Source organism: Flammeovirga sp. AWQ4_249, assembly GCF_056161045.1.
Genome location: NZ_JBSWYJ010000006.1, coordinates 41,057 through 64,689 on the forward strand (window position 1 = coordinate 41,057; position 23,633 = coordinate 64,689).

Sequence of the window (23,633 nt, forward strand, 5' to 3'; positions counted from 1 at the left end):
GAGCAAGGTTGCCTATGAATAGAATAATATAGACAACCTTGCTTTTTATTATAATGACATTTGAGATGTCAAATTATTTATGTTTTTATTCATAGTTTCATTAAAATCTCCAATTGAAGGTTTATTCCCGCAAGGGTTAAAAACTACATTCCAATAGATACACTGTTTATTAAAAAACTAACCCTTACTTTTGAGATAAGAAAATACCGCCAATGATTAATAATAATCCTAGTGCTTTACTCAAAGATATTTTATCTACTGGCATACCCATTAAACCAAAATGGTCTATAATATAACTCATGGTAATCTGCCCTAATAATAACAGGGTAATGGTTTGCCCTACCCCAATTTTTGGAGCGATTACTGTGGTGCTTGTTACGAAAAACACTCCCATAAAGCCACCTAATATTTTCCAGAAGGGAACCTCACCTCTAAACAATAATTTAATATTGTCTTGTGTTTCTGGTATAAAAATAAGATTGATTAATAACAAAAGGGTAAATCCAATTCCAAAGTTGATCAATGCAGAAGCCCAAGGGTTATCAAATTGAAGTCTTAATGATGAATTGGTACTGGCTTGAATCGCTACTAAGAGTCCGGCACTCAATGCCCACGTGATATAAAATATTTTCATTGTTCTGAATTTTAAATAAAGATACTATGAAAACAGTCAAAACAGTAATAATAAATCTCTCTTTTTCTATTCAAAAAATGATTTCTCTATTGTAATTTGCTTATTCAATGAAGTGAACAATCATCTCTTCACTTGTGATAAAAATAGATACCATGATAATGTTAAAAGATAAAACTCTTCTTAAAGATAAATGTTATGTGAATGGACAATGGTTAAATGGACGAGAAGGTAAAACTTTCGAGGTCACAAATCCTTTTGATCAATCCTTAATCCTTTCAATTGCAGATTTTGATGCTCATGATACTCGTCATGCAATTGAAGCGGCTGAAAAAGCTCAATTGGAATGGAAAAAAACAACTGCTGGTGAACGTTCTATTTTACTAAGAAAATGGTTCGACCTGATGATTGAACATAAAGAAGATCTTGGTAAAATTTTGACTTTAGAACAAGGAAAACCACTTCCTGAAGCAATAGGTGAAATTGTTTATGGTGCTTCGTTTATTGAGTGGTTTGCAGAGGAAGCCAAAAGAACATATGGAGATGTCATTCCTGGTCATCAAGCAGACAAAAGAATTGTTACCATCAAACAACCTGTTGGTGTAGTTGCTGCTATTACTCCTTGGAATTTTCCGAATGCAATGATTACTCGAAAAGTGGGACCTGCTTTAGCTGCAGGCTGTACTATAGTTGTAAAACCTGCAAAATATACTCCTTTGAGTGCATTAGCAATAGCAGAATTAGCCCATAGAGCTGGTATCCCAAAAGGTGTTTTTAACGTAATTACTTCTTCTAGAACAGCTGAAATTGGAAAAGAACTCACCGAAAACCCTATCATTCGAAAACTCTCATTTACTGGATCAACAGCAGTAGGTAAAGAACTCATCAAAGCGTGTGCATCCACCGTCAAAAAAGTGTCTATGGAGTTAGGAGGTAATGCTCCGTTTATTGTCTTTGAAGATGCTGATATTGAAAAAGCTGTGGAAGGAGCTATTGCTTCTAAATATAGAAATGCAGGGCAAACCTGTGTCTGTTCCAATCGTTTTTTTGTACATGAAAAAGTATATGATGCATTTTCTAAGAAGTTAGCAACTGCAGTTCAATCCTTAAAAATAGGAAATGGATTTGAAGAAGGTGTACAAATTGGTCCTTTGATTGACGAAAAAGCAGTGGAATTTGTGGATGGTGTTGTTCAAGATGCATTAAAGAAAGGGGCAAAAATAACTGTAGGCGGGAAAGTTTCGGATAATAATGAACGCATCTATCTCCCTACTATTCTTGCTGATGTAACAAAAGGCATGGAGGCGTATACGGAAGAAATTTTTGGTCCAGTGATTCCTATTTTCAAATTCAAAACTGAAGAAGAAGTCATTCAAATGGCGAATGATACCCCGTTTGGACTTGCCGCCTATTTCTACGGTAAAGATTACCAATTGGTTTGGAGAGTTGCAGAAGCCTTAGAATATGGTATGGTCGGAATTAATACAGGTATGATTTCTACCACAGTGGCACCATTTGGTGGTATCAAAGAGAGTGGCTTTGGACGCGAAGGTTCTAAATATGGAATCGATGAATATATGGAAATAAAATATATGTGTTTCGGTTAATAAAACACCTAACAAGAGGTTGATTCACAGTAAAGTTGGATGAACCTCTTTTTTATAGCCACTTTCTTCTTTTTAGATAAAAATAAGGAATGTAAGCCGAAATACAGAGTAAAAGCATCATTTGCCAGAATCCATAACTATTATTACTTCCAGGAATATTATCGAAATTCATTCCAAAAATACCTGCAATTAAAGTTGGGATCATCATACAGATTGTAAACACAGTCAGCATCTTAAAAATATAGTTTTGCTGTAATTCAATGGTATTCGAAACATTCTCCTTCAATCCATCTAAGCGTTCTATATTAAACTTAATGTAATCTGAGATAACGGACATATCATACAGTTCTATATCCAAGATTTCATTGTTATTATTGACTTTATTCCAATCACTTTTTTTGTAAAGAAAAAATACCTTCGTCGTTTCCATAAGAAGTTCTTTCACCAACAAATTATTGAAAAGGTATTTTGTGATAATCACTGTATAGTCATTTTTGAATTTTTTCTCCAATAAAATCTCATTAGCAAGCAACTTCACTTTCTTAGCTTCCACTTCAATAATATCCGCGAAGTAATCCGAGATAAATTGTATTTGATATTGGAAAACACTTTTGATATCCGTCGCATTTCTAAAGTGTCTAATCTTGAAAGCATAGTTTTTTCTTAAGAAAAGATCAATTTCTTTTGAGAGAAATAGAAATACTCTATCCTTATAAATGATCACGAAAACTTGGCTTTCTAATAAGTTTTTATCTTTATCGTAATAGGGAAAAGTAAAGTGAAAAGAGAGTTGATTATTTTTGGATAAAAAATGGGAACTGATCTCAAAATCTTCAAAATTACGCATGATACGAAAATCGATTTTCAGTTCTTTTCTAAGCCAGATCATTTCTTGTTCAGACATATCTATAAAGCGAATGATACTCAAATCAAACTTTTGCTCTACTATAACATCCAAATTGGGCACTGAGATATTTTGTCCACTATTTAAAATAGCTTCTACCATATTTTATAGCGTATAAACGGGTAAAATCAACACTAGGAATCACACACTTTTTGTATTCCCTTCTTTAAAATCGGTAAAAAAAAAGGGATTTCAATACTTTACTTTTTTATCTACAACTCTATATTTCGATTTTTATATTCAAGGATAAATAGTTAGCAAAAAGTGAAACTATTAATTCACTATTCCCAAATAATATCTTTGACTTTCCAACCTTTTATATCTTCTCTTGTATATTCATTTTTATCAGGACCTTTCCATTCTCCCTTCATCCAGTATATGATATGACTCCCTTCTTCTTTGATAAAGACCTGATGATGTTCTGTATAATGTATTGCTTTGGGGCGTTTCTGTAGTACATTTTCTGTTGTCATTCCTATTTTCACTCCGTATTCATCTTCCATCAGATTTCCCTTAAAGTAAACATCTCTCAATGTTAAATCATCAATATTTTTCGTATTAAAAACCACCTGCGGTTGATTCTCTTTTAATAAAATAAACATCTTGAAATTAGGTCCATCTTGTCTCCCTAGGCGTTCATTTAATGTATAGCCTTTAAAGGTTTTCATTAAAATATCACCATTTATTGTATTCCCTTCTTTAAGTGGAAAGCCATTCCAAGTGTTTTCTGTAATCACCTCTTTATTAGGTTTTGAAGTACATTGAATAAAGATGAATGCAAGAAAAAATAAAGAAATAAAGGTTTTTAATTTGATAATCATTCTATAAAAGGGTTAACTCGTTTTTTCTACTTCTCAAAGATAGAAAAATGGTCTTTGTTTAAATAAAATCACCCTTTTATTTAAAACCTTTAGTTTAATCGAACAATTTCATGAACTTAAAATCCTATGATTTGTTGTTTACATTAGTGAATTATTTTAACCCATATATTAACCTATGAAGCACTTAATTGTCTATTCTCATCTTAACCCAGAAAGTTTTTCTCATGCCATGGTCAAAGAAATAGCTGAGGCCAGTAAATCTAGAGGTGATGAAGTCAAGATTGTAGATTTATATGCAGATAATTTTGATCCTGTAATGCGTTTTCCTGATATTCAAGGCATGTTTATGGGTGGAGACACTCCTTCTGATGTCAAAAAATATCAAGACGATATCACTTGGTCTGAACATATTACTTTTGTTTTTCCATTATGGTGGGGACAAATGCCTGCCATGCTAAAAGGATACATAGATCGAGTATTTGCTAGTGGATTTGCCTTCCAATATTCTGCTACTGGTGTGGATCAACTCTTAGAGGGAAAAACAGCAAGAGTAATTGTCAATACAGGTACTCCACATGAATATTATCAAGCTACTGATATGCATAAAGCTCTAAAAAGAGTTTTTGATGATGGTGTACTTGGATTTTGTGGAATCAAGACCGAAATGACTTTCTTTGGTGGAGTTGCTACCACAACGGATGAAGTTAGAAAAGGCTACATTGAAGAAGCGAAAAAGCTCTATCAATAGGCCATTTAAAATAAACGACAGTCTCAATCGTAATCTACGAGAGAGACTGTTTTGTTATAAGTAAGTCTATCTTAATAAAAATCTAACTTCACCTTTCGATCGGGTAAATACATCATCTGAAAGTCAGCTATTTGCTTTTTAGGTACTTTAAAGGAAACTATATATTGTTCTTCTTTGTCATTTGTGGGTAAGAATAGATTGGATAAAGAAACGGATCGTTTATAAAATTTCACATTCGTCAAATTCTTCTTGAGTTTATATTTTGATTTATAGATAAAAGAAACAAAATAGGTATCTGTGTTTTGTCCCGTAATAGCATAAGGTAATTGCTGATGTTCTGACATGATTGCCCCCTTTTTTCTCTCGGTATCCCAAGCTTTGATATAATCATCATTCGATAGGGTAAAGTGGTCAATTTTTTTCACAGACAATTTAAAAGAAAGGTCCACTTTAGCTTTATTGAAAAATAACATTTTCAATCGATCACTTTCAGTATTCACCAACCTACTCATCGTCACTTTCATCCACCAATTCACAGTATCAGTATCATAGTTATAAGTGAAATTTACAACCGGATCATAAAAACTTGGAGAATAATTTAGGTCAGGATAATCTTCTTTAAAATGTATAGGAATTAAAAAACTAATTTCTTCATTGACACCATACTTTCTTTTTGAAAACCGATAATCAAACATGTAAAAGGCTTCCATAGGAAGATAGGTTTCTTCACTTTTAACAAATTCTCTCCACTTTTTGATATAAGCCATCTCTTCTGAAGAGGTAGTATCTACTTTGACATAAATAGATTTGTTGAGATGAGCATGGACTGAAAAAGAAAGAAATAATAAAAGAAGACTGATTATACTTTTCATAGATGTATCCATTAATAGTTTTATGTCGCCTGCCATTGCTTTACAATGACAGGCTTGGTAAAGAATAGGCATCACACATTAAATATCTTTGTGTTCTATATCATCAAATTCAGTGGATTATTCTGTTTCCTCCTCTTCTTTCCTGAATGGTTCAACATCATAAGGAGAAGTATATTTATCTACATAATTAGCTATTTGTTCATCTGTTGCATCTTCACCTAACGTAATCATACTTAGTAATAAATGCATTTTTGATTTATCTAAAAAACCACCAATCGATAGGTTAGATGTTGCTGTCGGGTTTAAAAAAGCAGTAGTTGGATAAGAGAAAGGATCATCTGAAACGAATAACTCAAATTCATGGTATTTTCGTCCTTCAAGTTCTGACGCTTTGTATTCTGTTCCATTGAAAGTAAATGTTTTTTCTTCTTCGGGATTGAATTTTACAGCATAAAAATGCTCATTAATAAATTCGGCAATGATAGGGTCAGCATAGGTTTGTTTGTCTAATTCTTTACACCATCCACACCAATCTGTATAGATATCAATAAGTACAGGCCTTGGATCTTTTTTCATCTTTTCTTCTGCTTCTTTAATCGTCAACCAATTAATTTCTGAAGCAAAAAGATTATTGATAGAAATAATAGAAAATAGTAATACGAGAATTAAGAGCATCTTTTTCATAGTTATAGTATTAAGAGTTATAATTAAATACACTAACTATTATCCATAAAGCATTCCAAGTGTATTTCCATTAAAAATGATTGTTATCTACTTATTAAATACTCATATTTTAATTTATTAGCTCATTATTTGAACACATTAAATCGTATTGCATTAATTTTATAAATAAAAAAGGTATTGTTTTTACACAATACCTCTTGTAAGATTAGAGTTTTTATTGAGTTACCAATTCCAATTCTCTTCTCTTATTTTTGATTCTTTTTCGATAGTGATTTCTAAGACATCACTTAATGCTAATAATTCTTCGGTTTCTAATCTTAGAGAAACTAATTTATCACCCATCAGTAAATTCATTGTTCCATGTTCGTAAGCATAAGAATTTTCACTTCCTGGTAGAATCACTTCTATATCAATCATTTTCTTTTGGAATTCTTTAAAAAATGGATCACAAGTAGAAAAGAACCCTTTCCCATGATTGATTATATTAAGTTGATTTTTTTCATGCCTTAACATCTTGACATCCTTCACTTCATATCGTTTGCTATAGCTCCCATTTTGTAATAGTCGATAAACTGTAATTGTATAGAACTCAGATTTATCAATGGTAATTTTCACCTGTTTGTTATGGAAATCTTGACGAGTTTCGGGCTTGTATAAACCACATATTCTAAGAGAACAACGGGATACTTCTTTAGGATATAAATCATAAGATTGTGCAAAAAGTGGAGTACTGACAAAAAGTAAAAAAGGAATCAATAAAAAACGCATAATATTTTGTGATTTTAGTAAGACATCACAAATCATTATGCATTAAACAGTCCAATACAACAAAGTGATCTTTTGCTATAGAATTACTGAAATAGGACTTTATAATTTAATTCTTTATTTAAATTTTGAGTATTTATAAGTAATATTTCGCGAAATAAGGGTATTTACTTCTTGTAGTTGGTGAAGTATTGGGTTCAAATTGAGTGATTTCAATTTCGTCACCTTCTATATTGTGATCAATAACAAATCTTTTGTTCAATAAGAACTCTCCACAATGAAAATTACCAAATTCGTCTTTATGAATAATCCCTTTGTAATTCTGAGAAATTACCTCTTTCCAATTGTTAGGTGTAGGGTTTTCGTCAAGGAAGAATTTCAACCAACATAAAACATCAAATAACTGATAAATAACGGCCTTTAAAAGGTAGTTTTGCGTGTTTAATTCCAAGTGAAAATCCAAACTTGAACGGTGAGAAGCGGGCTGAGTGACAGTCAATATAAACTTCACTTGATCAGCAATTAATCTTGGAAAATAAGGCTTATTGAGTTCATATCCATCAACATCAAAACCAGCACAAAAGCGGTTGGAAGGACCTAATCTCACTTGACCATTTGGACGTAATAAACCAGGCAACAAATCTCTCTTATACAAGGTTGTAAATACATCCTCCAATAGCTTTCGAATAGGATTAAATAGGTAGACCTCTAAGTTATTTTGCACTTCGTTTTCTCCTTTGATGATCCCTAACAAAGTGATCACCTCTTTTTCGGCATGTGTACCAATATACTCCTCCGTACAAACTTTAAAAAGTTCATAATGTTCGTTACGCATTCCCCAACTTAATGCATTATTTTGCACAAAATTTTTGATAGTATCAATAAGACGATTGTCATCTTTTCCTTTCATGAAAAACTCTGTATCATCTTCATCAAAACCATACGTTTCTCTAAAAGACTCATCATATTCTAAGTTTTTCACACCCGTAAAAGTGAAGAATTTTAGGTTTTGACTATTGAAAAAAGAGACGGCTTCCTGATAGGCTTTTTGCCCTACTTTTGAACTTCCTTTCTCTAAATAAAAGCGTACATCAAGAATAATCACATCAAAATGATTCTTCTTATTCAATACCATTTCCTTGGCTTCTTCAAGGCTTTTTACCTCTGAAATATCGAGTCCTTTGGATTCAGCATTGACGATAAAAGATTCTAATTGGTCTAATTGATCATCTACTAACAGTACTTTTATTTCTAACATCGCAGGAGAAGTATAATTTATAGCTTATCGGAAATTCAATATTCCTGTCTAAATATAAGTCAAATTCTCCATTCATCGCCTTCATTGTACGATAAATATCATTTCCCCCCAGTCCAGTGTTGTTATTTCTATTAGAAGTTTGTCCTCTTTCGACTAAAGCATTAAAATCAAAATCCTCTGGAAAAGGTAACCCATTGTTCATGATTTCTATACAAATCAGGTTTTCCTCTTCCATTTTTGTCAATTTAAAATCAACTTTAATCTTATAGGCTTTTTGTCCATCCACAAAACCATGACTGATTGCATTTTGGATGATATTATCAGTGACTTTAAAAAATCCTTCTTGATGTAGAAAAGGAAAGATATCCACATTATGATGATGTAAATTCAACTCTAAATTGAACTCTTTACGATTGCCATATCTTTTTTCCAACAAGCTGATGACTTGTTCCATTGGCATTTTTTCCAGTGTATAATCCTGCCTTAATTGATCCTCAAAACTTTTTAACCAATTGTAAATATCACTACTACTTTTCTTTACTTTCGTAATCTGATCTCCAAAGGTGACATTACGTTTTCTATTGATAACAGTAGACAAGTCAAGGTCATAATCACCATGTTCTAAGACATTACCAATTACTTCAATACTCGACTGTATAGAAGATAAAAGATGCCCTAAATTGTGTCTAAGGGAACGATATTCATTGTAAAAATCTTCCTTTAACGCCAAATTAGCTTTTTCCAAACCTATTTCTTTGGCTTTAGAATGTACGTAAGCTTCTCTAAAACCAACCACTTTCAACTTTTGATCATGAAAGGATATTTTAGGAATTTTGATATTCAAGAAATCTGCTACGGAAATACTTTTCAAGAAACTACCATTTGAATAAGCCTCCAATTGCTCCAAAAAGAAAGGAGAATGCAGTTCATTGATCAAATATGGAATATGAATTTTGGTTTCGTCAATGACAAAGTAATTCAATTGATCATCATAAATCACTCCCGTATTTTCTTGTTCCTGCAACCAACGGTATTGTAATTGATTATTTTTCAAACGGTTCAATTGACAAATAAAAAGACTATCATGAATCACTTTATCTTCTTGTCTATAGGTTACATCTTCCAGTTCTTCAGAAGCGATTTCATAGTTCAAGAAACTCTCATTGAGAATAGTAGATGAAGGTTTAATGTATTTTCCATAAAATCCTCTTTCCATTACATTTGCCGTATTCAACAATTGATACAAGTAAAAGTATTCTTCATCTTCTTGTACATCCAATAAGTATCTTTTGGGAGATAAGATCGTATTGTTTTCCATGACTTTTTGACCATCCTCAAAACAAATACTTTTCATCTTACCCTGCCCATCAAAAGAAGCAAAAATAAGTTGCTCTAAAGTAGGACCTTTCTCAAAAACAAGTAAGGTATTAACTCCATAATCTTCCATCAGATCGTCACCAATAGAATATACTTCTAATGTTTTCAAATGGTTTAAAAAATCAGCCCGAAAAGCATACAATTGTTCTTCCTCAAGTAGAGAAGAATGCACACCTACGATTGCCTTTCCTTTTTCCTTCAAAAGACGTAAAACGACATCTGTCAGATACCAAGAAGTGTTTGAAGAATCGATTCGGTATTTTGTTCTGTGATTGGCTAAAGAAATGGAGATTTCGTTGTATTCTTTGATCTCAGGAGGATAAATAGAAATCACACCGTCATATTGATTTTCTTCTTCAATTTTATAGATATCGATAGCTTTACTTTTCAGCTTACTCGTCTTTTCCTTTTGAAGAAATTCAATCATAAAAAGAACAGAACTCACCAACGAATCCATACAAGTCAATTCTATTTCTTGACCATTAATATTGGATGGTGTAAGCAATGCGTCTTCTTCTATTTTTCCTAAAGTATTTAAGTTCGAAAAATCAATAGTAGATACATTGAGCAACGTTGAAAATATCTTTTCTTCAAAATGTTTTTTGTGTTCAAAATGATGGAATTTACGTTGTAAAAATTCCTGGGAAGCCTGATTAAAAAGAGTTTGATAACTTAATTCACTTTCCCTAATATTATCGATGACATGAGCATAATCATTCCCATAGAGATCATTTTCCTCCATATTAATTTCCAACTCCTCTACACCTGAAATCTCTAGTTTGATATAAGAAAGGATTTGAACAATTTCGAAAAAAGGAAAATCCTTGACTCTATCTTCCACTTTAAAACCTTCAGAAATAGAGAAGCCCTCACCCATTCCTCGTTCATTTCTTGCTTCTAATTCTAAGAAAAAAAGCAAATAGACCAATCCTAATAATTGATCATTACGGATACGTTCATATCCTTTTGAGGCTACATTTTCGAAAATTTTATTTTGAAATAAAGTATATATATGATTCGATTTGTTCATTGCAGTGTCTTTTTCTTATACCTAACGCATAGATAGTACCAATTCATTTTTCTTGGTAAAACTAAAAAAATAACTTAGATTTCAATTAATAAATAAATTTAGCACTCAAATATTGAATATAAAATGAAGGCATTGGTATCATTTATCGCTTTCTCTCACGATTTTTATTTTAATGAAACCAGCAAACAGCTAGAAGTTAATAAAAATGGTACAACATATAGCTTTTATAAGGATCTTTTTGAACAAGAAAAATACGATAAACACTATTTACTTGCTTCATCACCAAGAGATGAAAATAGAACTAGACTTAATTTATTAGTACGTCAACTTCAACAAGATTTCCCACAGCATAAAGACAAAATTATTCGTCAAGAATTACTGATAAGAGATGTGATCGATCATAAAGAAATCACCTCAGAAATTCGACGTTTTTTAATAGGTTTGGAAAATGAAAAGTTTGATTTGGTAGACTTGTTCATTTCTCCAGGTACACCTGCTATGCAAACGTGTTGGATTGTTGCACATTTGAATCCAAATATTAAACTTCCAACACGACTAATTCAAACGAGAAAACCGGAAGCTGATCAGAAAACGAAGCTCAGTGAGGTACATTTTGAGATGGGAGGTATACCAGAAAATGTGGAACGTAAATCCTTCTTTATCGAAAGCAGTAATACTTTGGAGCATAAGGAAGATTTTCTGCTATTGGATGATTTAAAGGAAGTGTATGCTCGTGCCCGAATGGTTGCAGAGAGTAGAGATATAACCACTTTGATTTATGGTGAAACAGGTGCAGGGAAAGAAAATTTAGCCAAAAGTATCCATCTATTTAGTGCTCGTAAAGAAAAAGAATTTGGAGCGATCAACTGTTCTGCTTTAAATGATGAACTGTTAGAAAGTAGACTTTTTGGACATAAAAAAGGAGCATTCACAGGAGCAATTGACAACCATAAAGGGATCTTTGAACAATGTAATGGTGGAACAATTTTCTTGGATGAAATCGGTGATATTTCTCCCAAAATGCAACAGACATTATTGAGAGTTTTACAAGAAAAAGTCATTAGTCCAATTGGTGGAACAGACAAGAAAGTGGATGTTAGAGTGGTTTGTGCAACCCATAGAGATCTCTCGAAAAAATGTGAAGAAGGTACTTTCCGATGGGATTTGTATTATCGCCTTTCGGTTGTTGAATTAAAATTACCTTCACTTAGAGAAATGTCTAAAGACAATAAAAAGACATTGATCAAACACTTTTTGAAAACACAACAAAAGTATTTCAAACGTAAGAAAATCTTGAAGTTGGCTCCTGAAACAGAAAGTCTTTTGATGCAATATCACTTCCCCGGAAATATACGTGAATTGGAAAATGTATTAATGGGATTATATGTTTTTAATAAAGAAGGTGAACTTATCAATCCAGATGCTTTGCCAGATCGAATTACTTCATCGATTCACAAAAAAGTAGTTTCACTAAAACAAGATTACGTATTGCGTCATCATTATCATAAAGTCTATAAAATGATGAACAACAATAAGGCAAAAGCCTATAAAATGATTGGTGTTTCACAAAATACCTTTGAAAAATACTTTAATATGGAAATGGATTAAGACAAAAATTGTTTAACTTCCAATAGCTCTCCGCTCTCTCTAATTTTTATACCATGAAAACTACTACTTTAGAAGAAATAAAAGCTATTCCTACCTTTGAAGGTGTTCCAGATGATCAACTGGAATGGCTTGTCAACAAAGGTGAGGTCAAGCATTTCAAACCCAAAGAAACACTCTTCGATCCCGGTGAAAAAGCGAAATATTTTCATATCGTTTTGGAAGGGGAATTTAGAACTTATGGATTTAGTGATAAAGGCAAAAAGTATCTCGATTCCTTTGGTGCCGAAACAGTGACAGGTGTACTTCCTTTTTCTAGGATTAAAACATACGGAAATATCCATTGTCATTCATGTGGAGATAGTCGCGTTTTCTTTTTAGAAAGGGAACATCTTAATGAAATGATTCAAAACCACTATGAACTGACAGCGTGTTTGGTCCATAAAATGACAACAAGGGTGCGTGAATTTGCGAAATTAGAAACGCAAAATGAAAAACTGATGGCACTCGGAAAAATGAGTGCAGGTTTAGCACATGAACTAAATAACCCTGCCAGTGCAATGGCAAGAAGTGGTAAAGAACTTAAAAAACACCTTTCATCTGTTCCTGCCAAATTCAAAAAACTAATGCATGTAGAGTTTGAAGACGATGACGTAGATATGGTCAACAATCTTTTACATGAAAAAATTAATACTACACTCCCAACGATGTCTCTATTGGAAAAAAGTAATTTAGAGGATGACTTATTGGATTTTCTAGAAGACAAAGGGATAGAAGACGCTGATGATATTGTTGGACCTTTAGTCGATTTCCAATTTCAAGAAGAGGATGTGGAAGCGATTTTTGATCAAATTGGAGAAGATGGCTTTGCTACTACAATGGATTGGATCGGCAGTCAGTTAGTGACCGAAAAAATGGTACAAGATATTAATGAAGCGGCTGAGAGAATATCGTCTTTAATCACTTCTATTAAATCCTTCTCTTACATGGACCGAAGCCAAGACATGCAAAAAATGGATGTTCATGAAGGCTTGCATTCTACAGTCAAATTACTTGAACATAAAATTCAAAAAGCCGGTAATCAACTTGCTTTAGAGTTACACCCCGACTTACCGAAAATTGATGGTATGCCAGGGGAATTGAATCAAGTTTGGATGAATATCTTATCCAACGGTATTGATGCGCTGGAGGAAACAAAAGGGACGATTGGCGTGAAAACTTCTTTTGATGAAGAAAATGTCATTATCAGACTTTCTGACACAGGAAAAGGTATTCCTGAGGAAATCCGTAGTAGAATTTTTGAACCTTTTTTCACCACTAAAGGAATTGGAAAAGGAACAGGCTTAGGTTTAGATATATCGAAAAAAATAATAGATAAACATGAAGGCACACTTAAAGTAAAAAGTGAACCTGGCTATACTGAATTTATGATCACTCTTCCTATTGAAAATAATTTATAAAATGGAAAAGAAACCAATTTTACTTCTGGTTGACGATGACCCACAGGTATTGCAAGCTGTAAAAAGGGACATGCGTAATCAATATAAAAAGGAATATAAAATACTGGCAACAGACTCTGCAAATGAAGCATTGAACCTTGTCAAAGAATTAAAAAATAAAGGGGATGAAATTGCACTTTTCTTGAGTGATCAAAGAATGCCTGAAATGCAGGGCGTAGATTTCTTGGAAAAAGTAAAAGCTGTCTATCCCAATGCAGGTAGAGTGTTATTGACCGCATATAGTGATACAGATGCAGCCATTAAATCTATTAATTCAGCTCAAATTGATTATTACCTTTTAAAGCCTTGGGATCCTCCAGAGGAAAAATTATACCCGGTAATTGATGATATTTTAGCAGAATGGCACGCTCAATTCACCCCAAGCTTTAAGGGTATTCGAGTAATGGGATACCCTTTCTCTAAACTTTCACATGATATCAAAGACTTTTTAGCTGCCAACTTAATTCCATATCAATGGCTAGATGTGACCAAAGATGAGGAGGCAATTGCTTTAGTCAACAATAACAATTTATCATCAGCAGATCTACCAGTTGTTGTCATGGAGGACGGAACGTTGATTCATCAACCTAATCCAAACCAATTGGCTTCAAGTCTAGGATTCAATGAAAAAGCAAAAGAAGAAGTTTATGATGTAGTCATCATTGGTGCCGGTCCTGCAGGGTTAGCTGCGGCTGTTTATGGAGGCTCGGAAGGTCTTAAAACACTATTGATTGAAAAGAAAGCTCCTGGTGGACAAGCAGGAACAAGTTCTAGAATCGAAAATTATCTTGGTTTTCCAAAAGGTTTGAGTGGGCAAGATTTAGCAAGAAGAGCTATTACTCAAGCCACTCGATTTGGAATAGAATTTTTGAATCCTCATTCTGTCAAGAATATAGAATTTGTAGACAAATACAAAGTACTCTCTCTGGAAAGTGGTGAACAAGTCAAAACGAAAAGTGTCGTCCTTACTACAGGAGTCGATTACCGAAAACTGATGACGGAAGGTTTACCAGAATTGACAGGTGCAGGCGTTTATTATGGTGCAGCGACAACAGAAGCGAATGCTTGTAAAGATAGTCATGTGTTTGTGGTCGGTGGGGGAAATTCTGCTGGACAAGGTGCTATGTACCTTTCTCGTTTTTCGAAACAAGTGAGTATTCTGATACGAAGAGAAGACCTGTCTTCTACGATGTCTCAATATTTAATTGATCAAATTGCAGCAACTCCTAACATTGATGTAAAACCATTTACACAAATTGTCAAAGGAATTGGAGAAGACAAGTTAGAATCTTTGGTGATAGAGAACATGAAAACCAAGGCGCAAGAAACGTATGAAGCTAGAGCTGTTTTTATCTTTATTGGTGCAAAACCATATACAGATTGGTTACCTGAAAATGTGCATAAAGATGAAAAAGGATTCGTTCAAACAGGACGAGATTTAGCTGGGAATAATTTCAAAAAGTATTGGAAAGAGGAAAGAGATCCTTTCTTACTAGAAACATCTGTTCCTGGAATTTTTGCTGCAGGTGATGTTAGATCAGGAGCAATGAATCGTGTCGCTTCCGCTGTTGGTGAAGGGGCAATGAGCATTTCTTTAGTCCATAAATATTTGAGTGAGTTTTAAGAACTGCTGTAATAGTGGTCAGAAAGTAAAAACTATCGTAAGAAAAATGTCTTGCGGTAGTTTTTTTTGACTTTAAAGGACATGAAATCTGATTATAACTTTGAAATTGTATTTTTCCTTAGTTTAAATGAAATTGCTTTCTATTGGTGGTACGTATGGTGTTTCTTGAGACGCAATAAATCGTGCCTCTACAAGAGATATCCTCCTAATCTAGCACTTATTTTCCTTCTTAGGTTAGAATAAAAATTAGATAATACGTTTTTCATTTTTCACTATTAATTTATCATTCATAAAAACTCAAAACACTATAATACTGATAGTTACATTTTTATTTTCAGTAAAATATGAGTATTTTTAATTAAATAATTGAACTGCAAATGAATAAAAAGAGTGTCAAAAAACTATTTTCAGTTCAATAAGTTAAATATCCAATAACTAACCGAAATTAACTTGTATGGAACTAGAATCATTGTTTAGTAACCCGACTTTAACCTGGTTTCTAATAGGATTAGTTTTATTTATCGTCGAACTAATCGGTCCTAACTTAGTCTTAATATTCTTTGGAGCAGGTGCATGGGTCACTTCATTATCAACCCTTCTTTCTGGTCCTTCATTGAATTTTCAAATTGTCATTTTCGTACTATCCTCTGTGATGTTTTTGATCACATTGAGAGGACAGTTGAAATCGCGCTTTTTTAAATCTCAAGTAAGAGAAGAGAAGTTCTTAATGGATGAATTTTTAGGGCATCAAGCAACAGTGATTGAAAGTATTCGTCACGATAAAGAAGGACAAGTAGAGTTCAAAGGAACAGTTTGGACAGCACAGTCAGACCAAACTATTGAGAAAGGTGAAGTGGTTGTCATTAAAGACAAATCAAGCATTATTTTAAAAGTCGAATTAATTGAAAATTAACATGGAAGTAAGCACAATCGTATATTCAGGCGTCGGATTATTTATCTTTTTGGTATTAATCCGATACATTAAAGTAGTTCCTCAACGTTCTGCTTTTATCATCGAAAGATTAGGTAAATATAAAGGAACTTTACAAGCAGGATTTCACATTTTAATTCCTTTCTTTGATAAAGTTGCTTATAAACATTCTCTGAAAGAACAGGCTATTGATGTGGATTCACAAAGCTGTATCACAAGAGATAACATAACTGTAGAGGTTGACGGGATTTTGTATATCCAAATTTTTGATCCTAAAAAAGCTTCTTATGGTATTGAGGATTATAAATTTGCCGCTATACAGTTGGCACAAACGACCATGAGAAGTGTGATTGGTAAAATGGAGTTGGATAAGACGTTTGAGGAAAGAGATAATATCAATACCACTATTGTAACTGCTGTGGATAAAGCCAGTGATCCTTGGGGTGTAAAAGTCAGTCGATATGAAGTGAAAAATATCACTCCTCCACAAAGTATCAAAGATGCAATGGAAAAGCAGATGCGTGCCGAACGAGAAAAAAGAGCCATGATTGCAGAGTCGGAAGGTGAAAAGCAGGCAAAAATCAATGTTGCCGATGGTGACAAACAAGAACTGATCAAAAGATCTGAGGGAGAGAAACAAAAACGTATTAATGAAGCCAAAGGTAAAGCAGCAGAAATTGAAGAAGTAGCCAATGCAACTGCAAGTGGAATTAAGGCGATTTCTGAAGCTATTGGATCTGAAAATGGATTAGAGGCAGTAAATCTTAGAATCGCAGAACAATATCTCAATGAGTTTGGTAAACTCGCAAAGGAGAATAATTCTATGATTATTCCATCTGATTTGGCAAATATTTCAGGAATGATAGCTACAGCAAGTTCAGTGTTTAAAAATACACCCAAACAAGGAGGAAAGGCTGAAGAGTAATATTGGATAAATTATATTCATCAGAATACGATTACAGTATCTATTTCTTTTGAAAAGTTACTGTAATCGTTCTGTTTCTGAGATTTAATTCAATTAAATCATAGTCAAATCACTTTCTAAATAAGTTCCACTTTATAAAAGAAAGTTAAAGAATAGATTAATATTATGGATAAGAATCTATTTTGTTCATCAAGGTAAAAAAATCAACGTTGGGTAAAAAATCTTCTGTTTTGTTAGTAAACAAGCTTAAAAAATCATTGTTCGTTTAGGATAAAAAATCAATCAATCAAATTGAGTAAAAAATCAACTTTGTCAGAGTCTTGAAGATTAACATCTTCGTTATTTGTTGCTACAAAGATATTTTACAGATTTTAACTTTATACTACCCTAAAAGGTAGGTTCAAAAATAATCAAGCATAACTCACTGATTTTCTTGAGAATATTTTTTCTCTTTTTTGTAAAAAAAATTAAATTTTATTGTAGAGCGTTATCAATGTTATGTGGACGCATTAAAATGTATATAGTTCGTGAGACACGATAAATCGTGCCTCTACAAGGGGTAGCTTTCAATTTTTCTAATGCTCTGTTTTGGAAGATTGACCACACATAAGACCATGATTTGAATCATGGGGCTACGTTATCTAAGTTTTTATTTACATTATTCACTTTTCATTAAAGATTTTTGTGGTTCGTGAGACACGATAAATCGTGCCTCTACAAAGGGTAGCTTTCAATTTTTCTAAAGCTTTGTTTTGGAAGATTGACCACACATAAGACCATGATTTGAATCATGGGGCTACGTTATCTAAGTTTTTATTTACATTATTCCCTTTTCATTAAAGATTTTTGTGGTTCGTGAGACACGATGAATCGTGCCTCTACAGGGGGTTACTTTCAATTTTTCTAATGCTCTTTTTTGGAAGATTGACCACACTTAAGACCATGATTTGAATCATGGGGCTACGTTATCGAAGTTTTAATTTTTCATTATTCACTTTTCATTAAACTTATCTGTGGTTCGTGAGTCGCTATAAAGAGCGCCTCAACAGGGGGTGTTTTTCAATTATAAATCTATTTTTTTTAAAAAGAAAGGCTTATTTCAATGCATGAATTTATTTATTGAAACAAAAAAAGCCCTAGAAAATTAATCCTAGGGCCACCTGAAGTCAAATGATTCTAATATATAGTTATATCGTTTCTAAAAGTTTTGATTTAATGACAAAACGATAGCCTAAAGGAATCTCTAATGAGAAGCTGGAGCCTCGTCCTTCTGTAATACCTACTGTCAATTGTGTATGTTTCCAATACTCATATTGAAAACCTGACATATAAAATTCACAGCCATGAATTTCACCTAGCAGTACATCACTTTCCCCAATTCTAAATTCTCCTTTTGGAAAACACATGGGTTGGGAACCGTCACAGCAACCTCCACTTTGGTGAAACATCAATTCTCCATGTTCTTCACGAAGCTTATCGATCAATTGACAAGCTTCGTTTGTGATTAAAACTTTTGCTTCCATTTTAGAAGAATCCTAGTTTATTTTTGTCGTAAGAAATCAACATGTTTTTGGTATTTCGATAATGATTAAGCATCATCTTATGTGTTTCTCGACCAAAACCAGATTTCTTATATCCTCCAAATGGTGCATGTGCTGGGTAAGCATGATAACAATTCACCCAAACTCTACCTGCTTTAATTTCTCTTGGCATTTGATACATTTCATGGGTGTCACGTGTCCAAACGCCAGCTCCTAATCCATAGAGTGTATCATTGGCTATTTCTAATGCCTCTTCCATCGTTTTGAAAGTAGTCACAGATGTCACTGGACCAAATATTTCTTGTTGGAAAACACGCATCTTGTTATGCCCCTTGAAAATCGTTGGTTGGATATAATACCCTTCTTCATGGCCTTCTACTTGTGCAGCTTCACCACCACAAAGTACTTCTGCTCCTTCTTGTTTTCCTATATCTAAATAGTTCAAAATCTTTTCGTGTTGATCTTTTGAAGCCTGTGCACCCATCATCGTACTTGGGTCCAAAGGATCTCCCATTTTGATGGCTTTTGTTCGCTCTACTACTCTGTCCATGAATACATCATAGATATCTTCATGTACTAGTATTCTTGATGGACAAGTACACACTTCTCCTTGATTAAGAGCAAACATTACTGCTCCTTCTATGGCTTTATCAAAGAATTCATCGTCTTTATCTGCCACACTTGGCATAAATATATTTGGTGACTTTCCACCCAATTCCATCGTCACAGGAATCAAGTTTTCAGAAGCATATTGCATGATTAAACGTCCCGTAGTTGTTTCCCCCGTAAAGGCTACTTTTGCTACTCTAGGGGATGTTGCTAATGGTTTTCCTGCTTCAGGACCAAACCCTGTTACTACATTAATCACCCCTGCTGGGACTACATCTTGTATCAATTCCATTAAAACCATAATAGAAGTAGGTGTTTGTTCCGCTGGTTTTACGACGGTACAGCATCCTGCTGCCAAAGCTGGAGCAATTTTCCAAGTCGCCATTAATAATGGGAAATTCCAAGGAATAATCTGACCTACAACACCTAGAGGTTCTTGGAGATTTAATGAAACTGTTGTAGCATCATGTTCAGACATTGTACTTTCATCTGCACGAATACATCCTGCGAAATATCTAAAATGATCAATACACAGAGGTAAATCTGCAGCCATTGTTTCTCGAACCGCTTTACCATTATCTAATGTCTCGATTCTTGCCAATCTTTCCATATTGGCTTCCATGATATCCGCGATTTTTAAAAGGACATTTGCCCTTTCTGCTGCAGATGTTTTAGACCAGATTGGAAATGCCGCATGGGCCGCATCTAAGGCCTTGTCTACATCTTCTTTTGTTCCTCTTGCCGCTTCTGATAATACTTGACCATTGGTTGGAGAGACATTTTCGAAATACTCACATTTAGTTGGGATAGTCCATTCTCCTCCGATGAAATGTTGGTATTGTTTTCGGATGTTAATTTCCTCTAACAGAACTTCGTGTTGTTGTAAAGTTTCCATTTAATTGTATTTATAGGTTATATAAAGTAATAGCGTTGATACAATAGTAAAACTAAAAACTGAGTTACTCACTTGGTTAAAGTTGTAGATAGAAGTGTTTATTTAAATAGGTGATTTGTTATGGTTAAGATCTCATTTCACTTCAATAGTTTATAGTATGATTAGTTTTTATATCAGGCTATTTATTTCGGGCATTTGTAACATTTTTCTGAATTTAAGAAAAAGATGATAATTTATAAACGTATAATGAACGTTTAAATTATTTTAACACAAAATAATCCTTTTCTACCTTACATGAGATACTTTTTTGGCATTACATTAATATTTTGAAACAGGTAAGGAATATTCTAAGTCTTCTCAGTATCTTTCGAGCATGGATTCAAATTTTAAGAATGAATATTTTGGCATTGGTATTCAAAATGGTAAAACTCCTGAGAACTTAGGTGTTTTATGGCGTTCAGCCCAAAACTTTGGTGCTAGTTTTATCTTTACCATTGGTCATCGATATAAAAAACAGTGCAGTGATACACACAATGCCGTCAAAGCAATACCGTATTATCACTATGATTCTTTTGAAGATTTTCAGAAAAATCTCCCTGTAGGTACACGTATTGTTGGTGTTGAATTGGCCGATGAGGCGGAAGATCTAGAATTTTTTGAACACCCAAGAAGATGTGTTTACTTACTCGGCGCTGAGGATCACGGTTTGACAAAACAAGCAACACAAGAAAGTCACCTTTTGATAAAATTTAAAACACCAAGAAGCTTAAATGTTGCTGTGGCAGGTAGTATTGTAATGTACGACAGGCAGCTAAACAAAAAGAGATCTTAGTAGATTAAGATCTCTTTTGGGGATATATCGGTTCAAATTCTAACCATTCTAAAGGTTCTTTTAATTGGTGTCGATTAAATTCTAAATGGATTACTCTTCTCCTTTTCTCATTTGTAGTTCTATCTGATGCATGCAACGTAAGTGGAGTCATTAACATTGCCCCTCCTTTTTTGACCTGACAGACAACCTGATCATTACAATCCCAATTTTTATCCTCAATACGTATGATTCCATTTAAATGTGACTTTGGAATCACTTTCAATGCACCATTTCCACTATCTGTATCATCTAAATGTATTCTGATCGTTCTGGTACCTTCCAAAATGTGTGATGGAGGAATTACACCATATTGCCCTTTTTTAAAAGTCCAATTCGTATACCCTTCTACTTTATTTTTTTGTGCAACTGAAATACTAATATCCTGATGATAAGCCACAAACCAATTAGAATCTGAAGGTTTATCAAAATAAATGGCTTTCGTTAAAAAGTAATTTTCTTCAAATAAACTAGAAAGTAATTCTTGTAATCTTTCATTAAAAATCAATGGAGATAAGGCAGGAATGTTTTTCAATAATTGACGGATCGCATACAAATCTTTAGTTTTCATAAAAGAAGCATTGGACTCCGCTTTATCAATACACTGAATAATAGCATCAACCTCTTCTTTCGTATAGAGTTGTTCAACCGTAGCAAAACCTTTCTCATCTACATTTTGCCTTTGCTCTAAAAAGTTCATGATAATTATTGATTAATAATTTCGTCCACTTGAATAAGATGGCGTTCAGTATGATGAATGATAAAATGAAGCCAATCTAGGATCGTCATATCTCCCAAAATAAAATGTTTATGAATTCGGTTATCAACAATCAGTTTTTCAGATGAAATTGCTTCTACTATTTCATTTCTAAGGGCTAAAAATTCATCTCTAAAAGACTGATAATCCGTAAATTGATTTTTAGGTGACAAGACATCTGGGGCTTGTACTTTTGTTGCTCTTTTATTAACTAAAATATGTTGCAATTTATTCTCTCCTACAATTTCTTTATTGTCTGAAATATTTTCAGAAGGTTGAGAAATCATATGAAAGATAACTTTGTCTGTTAAATAAATATGTTCTAAAATTTGCAACACCGACCAGCTATTATTTTTATTCCAAGTGAATTGTTCAGAGGAAATCTCATCTAATTTACTTATTGTCAGCGTTGTATTTTCATTTATAGATGTCGTATAAAGAGTGTCCATCGGATTTTAATTATAGTATAAGATAATGTTTGGATAAAGATAAATTTATTATTTAAATACATGTAAAAACAAAACTCCCATCAGTTTTTTTACTAATGGGAGTTCATTTTTTATTTTCCTAATGGAAACTGACTTGTGTCAACACTCACTTTATAGGAAGTACTATGTTTGTATTTTTCTCCCGGTTTAAGCACTACACTTGGGAAGTTGGGATGTTTGGGTGCATTTGCAAAAAATTGAGCCTCAAAACAAATGGCTTCTTTTGCTTTAAATGGTTTCCCATCTACTCCAATATCGTTGCCTGTAAGGAAATGAGCCGTAAAAACTTGTGCTCCTGGCAAAGTTGATTTCATTTCCATTTTCAGATGAGAAACTGGATCAATAGCAGTGATAAATGTTTCTGAAGGGCTTGGATTTACAAAATTGTGATCAATACCTTTGGCCACTTTAATTTGTTCATCTGATGTTGCATTAAAAGCTGCTCCAACCGTTTTGAATTTTCTAAAATCTAAAGCGGTATTTTCAACTGCTCTAATTTCTCCAGTTGGTAATCCACCTTCTTTCAGAGGCGTAAATTCATCAGCATTGATTTTTAATTGAAGATCCTCAACAGAACCATTTCCTGCTCCTTTTAAGTTGAAGAAAGCATGGTTTGTCAAATTACAAACAGTGGTCTTATCCGTTGTAGCCGCATAAACTATTTTCAACTCATTGTCATCCGTTAGGGTATATGTTACATACACTTGCAGATTTCCAGGGAAACCAGCTTCTCCATCTTTAGACAAATAAGATAATATCACATGTGATGATGAATATTCTTCTACTTTCCACATTTGATAATGAAAACCAGTTTTTCCACTATGCAATAAATATTCTCCATCTGTTACTTTATAGTCTTTTCCATCGAGCGTAAAGTTTTCAATCCTATTTGCATATCGACCTACAATCGCTCCATAAAAGGGAGCATCCGCTTTAGCATAGGCTTCTTTTGTAGCAAAACCGAGCACAATATTTCTTTCTTGACCTTTGTCATCTTGAACATACCAAGACATTAATCTTGCACCGAAGTTTGTAATTTCAGCTTTGTTACCTTTTTTATTTTGTAAAGTAATAACTGTCTGCTCATTATTGGTCGTTTCCTTTACCTCTTCCTGTTTTTGTGAAGGCATAGTACTACATGCTACTAAAAATAATAGCAGTAAATAATGTATTTTAAACATTGTAAAAGTATAT

General features: G+C 33.4%; 21 protein-coding genes. 8 read left to right on the forward strand and 13 right to left on the reverse strand.

The genetic code is table 11. From position 1 onward, the window contains the following. Positions 1-184 precede the first annotated feature (184 nt). Complete coding sequence (locus tag ACXAHM_RS06910; protein ID WP_474959681.1) at positions 185-634, reverse strand: DMT family transporter; 450 nt, start codon at positions 632-634, stop codon at positions 185-187. A 158-nt stretch (positions 635-792) separates the two neighbouring features. Between ACXAHM_RS06910 and ACXAHM_RS06915 the strand changes: the two genes are divergently transcribed. Continuing rightward, positions 793-2,238 (forward strand): NAD-dependent succinate-semialdehyde dehydrogenase, encoded by a 1,446-nt coding sequence (locus ACXAHM_RS06915; protein ID WP_474959682.1) that lies wholly within the window; start codon positions 793-795, stop codon positions 2,236-2,238. Positions 2,239-2,290: 52 nt separating this feature from the next. Here the strand turns inward: ACXAHM_RS06915 and ACXAHM_RS06920 are convergent, their stop codons facing one another. Both ACXAHM_RS06920 and ACXAHM_RS06925 read right to left on the reverse strand, forming a co-directional pair. Next, positions 2,291-3,244, reverse strand: coding sequence for a CorA family divalent cation transporter (locus ACXAHM_RS06920; protein WP_474959683.1), 954 nt, complete (start codon positions 3,242-3,244; stop codon positions 2,291-2,293). A 179-nt stretch (positions 3,245-3,423) separates the two neighbouring features. After that, the gene (locus tag ACXAHM_RS06925) at positions 3,424-3,963 is read right to left on the reverse strand and encodes a DUF1131 family protein (protein WP_474959684.1); all 540 of its coding nucleotides are present in this window, start codon (positions 3,961-3,963) and stop codon (positions 3,424-3,426) included. 175 nt (positions 3,964-4,138) lie between these two features. On the opposite strand from ACXAHM_RS06925, the gene ACXAHM_RS06930 reads away from it, so the two are divergent. Beyond that, positions 4,139-4,711 carry an NAD(P)H-dependent oxidoreductase gene (locus tag ACXAHM_RS06930; protein WP_474959685.1) on the forward strand — a complete coding sequence of 191 codons (573 nt, stop codon included), beginning with the start codon at positions 4,139-4,141 and terminating at the stop codon, positions 4,709-4,711. 71 nt (positions 4,712-4,782) lie between these two features. Here the strand turns inward: ACXAHM_RS06930 and ACXAHM_RS06935 are convergent, their stop codons facing one another. From ACXAHM_RS06935 to ACXAHM_RS06955, 5 genes are all read right to left on the reverse strand, one after another. Next, complete coding sequence (locus ACXAHM_RS06935) at positions 4,783-5,583, reverse strand: hypothetical protein (protein WP_474959686.1); 801 nt, start codon at positions 5,581-5,583, stop codon at positions 4,783-4,785. Between the two features lie 117 nt (positions 5,584-5,700). Then, complete coding sequence (locus ACXAHM_RS06940) at positions 5,701-6,258, reverse strand: thioredoxin family protein (protein WP_474959687.1); 558 nt, start codon at positions 6,256-6,258, stop codon at positions 5,701-5,703. 231 nt (positions 6,259-6,489) lie between these two features. Continuing rightward, positions 6,490-7,035, reverse strand: coding sequence for a hypothetical protein (locus tag ACXAHM_RS06945; RefSeq protein ID WP_474959688.1), 546 nt, complete (start codon positions 7,033-7,035; stop codon positions 6,490-6,492). 133 nt (positions 7,036-7,168) lie between these two features. Further along, the gene (locus tag ACXAHM_RS06950; RefSeq protein WP_474959689.1) at positions 7,169-8,290 is read right to left on the reverse strand and encodes a response regulator; all 1,122 of its coding nucleotides are present in this window, start codon (positions 8,288-8,290) and stop codon (positions 7,169-7,171) included. Then, complete coding sequence (locus tag ACXAHM_RS06955) at positions 8,259-10,697, reverse strand: hypothetical protein (protein WP_474959690.1); 2,439 nt, start codon at positions 10,695-10,697, stop codon at positions 8,259-8,261. The genes ACXAHM_RS06950 and ACXAHM_RS06955 overlap by 32 nt, the downstream gene beginning before the upstream one ends. A gap of 123 nt (positions 10,698-10,820) precedes the next feature. Here ACXAHM_RS06955 and ACXAHM_RS06960 point away from each other — a divergent pair, with 123 nt between their 5' ends. The 5 genes from ACXAHM_RS06960 (at position 10,821) to ACXAHM_RS06980 (ending at position 17,281) form a co-directional block, all read left to right on the forward strand. After that, entirely contained in the window at positions 10,821-12,305 is a 1,485-nt protein-coding gene (locus ACXAHM_RS06960; RefSeq protein ID WP_474959691.1) for a sigma 54-interacting transcriptional regulator, read from the forward strand. Between the two features lie 53 nt (positions 12,306-12,358). Next, on the forward strand, positions 12,359-13,762 hold the full coding sequence (locus ACXAHM_RS06965) for an ATP-binding protein (RefSeq protein ID WP_474959692.1): 1,404 nt from the start codon (positions 12,359-12,361) through the stop codon (positions 13,760-13,762). A 1-nt stretch (position 13,763) separates the two neighbouring features. After that, positions 13,764-15,425 (forward strand): FAD-dependent oxidoreductase, encoded by a 1,662-nt coding sequence (locus tag ACXAHM_RS06970; protein ID WP_474959693.1) that lies wholly within the window; start codon positions 13,764-13,766, stop codon positions 15,423-15,425. 454 nt (positions 15,426-15,879) lie between these two features. After that, on the forward strand, positions 15,880-16,338 hold the full coding sequence (locus ACXAHM_RS06975; RefSeq protein ID WP_474959694.1) for an NfeD family protein: 459 nt from the start codon (positions 15,880-15,882) through the stop codon (positions 16,336-16,338). A gap of 1 nt (position 16,339) precedes the next feature. After that, entirely contained in the window at positions 16,340-17,281 is a 942-nt protein-coding gene (locus ACXAHM_RS06980; RefSeq protein ID WP_474959695.1) for an SPFH domain-containing protein, read from the forward strand. A gap of 1,187 nt (positions 17,282-18,468) precedes the next feature. Here ACXAHM_RS06980 and ACXAHM_RS06985 read toward each other — a convergent pair. Then, complete coding sequence (locus ACXAHM_RS06985; protein WP_474959696.1) at positions 18,469-18,804, reverse strand: DUF779 domain-containing protein; 336 nt, start codon at positions 18,802-18,804, stop codon at positions 18,469-18,471. Position 18,805: 1 nt separating this feature from the next. After that, positions 18,806-20,326, reverse strand: coding sequence for an aldehyde dehydrogenase family protein (locus ACXAHM_RS06990; RefSeq protein ID WP_474959697.1), 1,521 nt, complete (start codon positions 20,324-20,326; stop codon positions 18,806-18,808). Between the two features lie 373 nt (positions 20,327-20,699). On the opposite strand from ACXAHM_RS06990, the gene ACXAHM_RS06995 reads away from it, so the two are divergent. Beyond that, entirely contained in the window at positions 20,700-21,158 is a 459-nt protein-coding gene (locus ACXAHM_RS06995; protein WP_474959698.1) for an RNA methyltransferase, read from the forward strand. A gap of 4 nt (positions 21,159-21,162) precedes the next feature. Here ACXAHM_RS06995 and ACXAHM_RS07000 read toward each other — a convergent pair whose 3' ends face one another. The 3 genes from ACXAHM_RS07000 to ACXAHM_RS07010 all read right to left on the reverse strand — a co-directional run bounded on the left by ACXAHM_RS07000 (position 21,163) and on the right by ACXAHM_RS07010 (position 23,620). Beyond that, on the reverse strand, positions 21,163-21,894 hold the full coding sequence (locus ACXAHM_RS07000) for a phytanoyl-CoA dioxygenase family protein (RefSeq protein ID WP_474959699.1): 732 nt from the start codon (positions 21,892-21,894) through the stop codon (positions 21,163-21,165). Between the two features lie 5 nt (positions 21,895-21,899). Continuing rightward, positions 21,900-22,400, reverse strand: a complete 501-nt coding sequence (locus ACXAHM_RS07005) for a DinB family protein (RefSeq protein ID WP_474959700.1) — start codon at positions 22,398-22,400, stop codon at positions 21,900-21,902. Between the two features lie 110 nt (positions 22,401-22,510). Then, positions 22,511-23,620 carry an aldose epimerase family protein gene (locus ACXAHM_RS07010; protein ID WP_474959701.1) on the reverse strand — a complete coding sequence of 370 codons (1,110 nt, stop codon included), beginning with the start codon at positions 23,618-23,620 and terminating at the stop codon, positions 22,511-22,513. Positions 23,621-23,633: the final 13 nt, after the last annotated feature.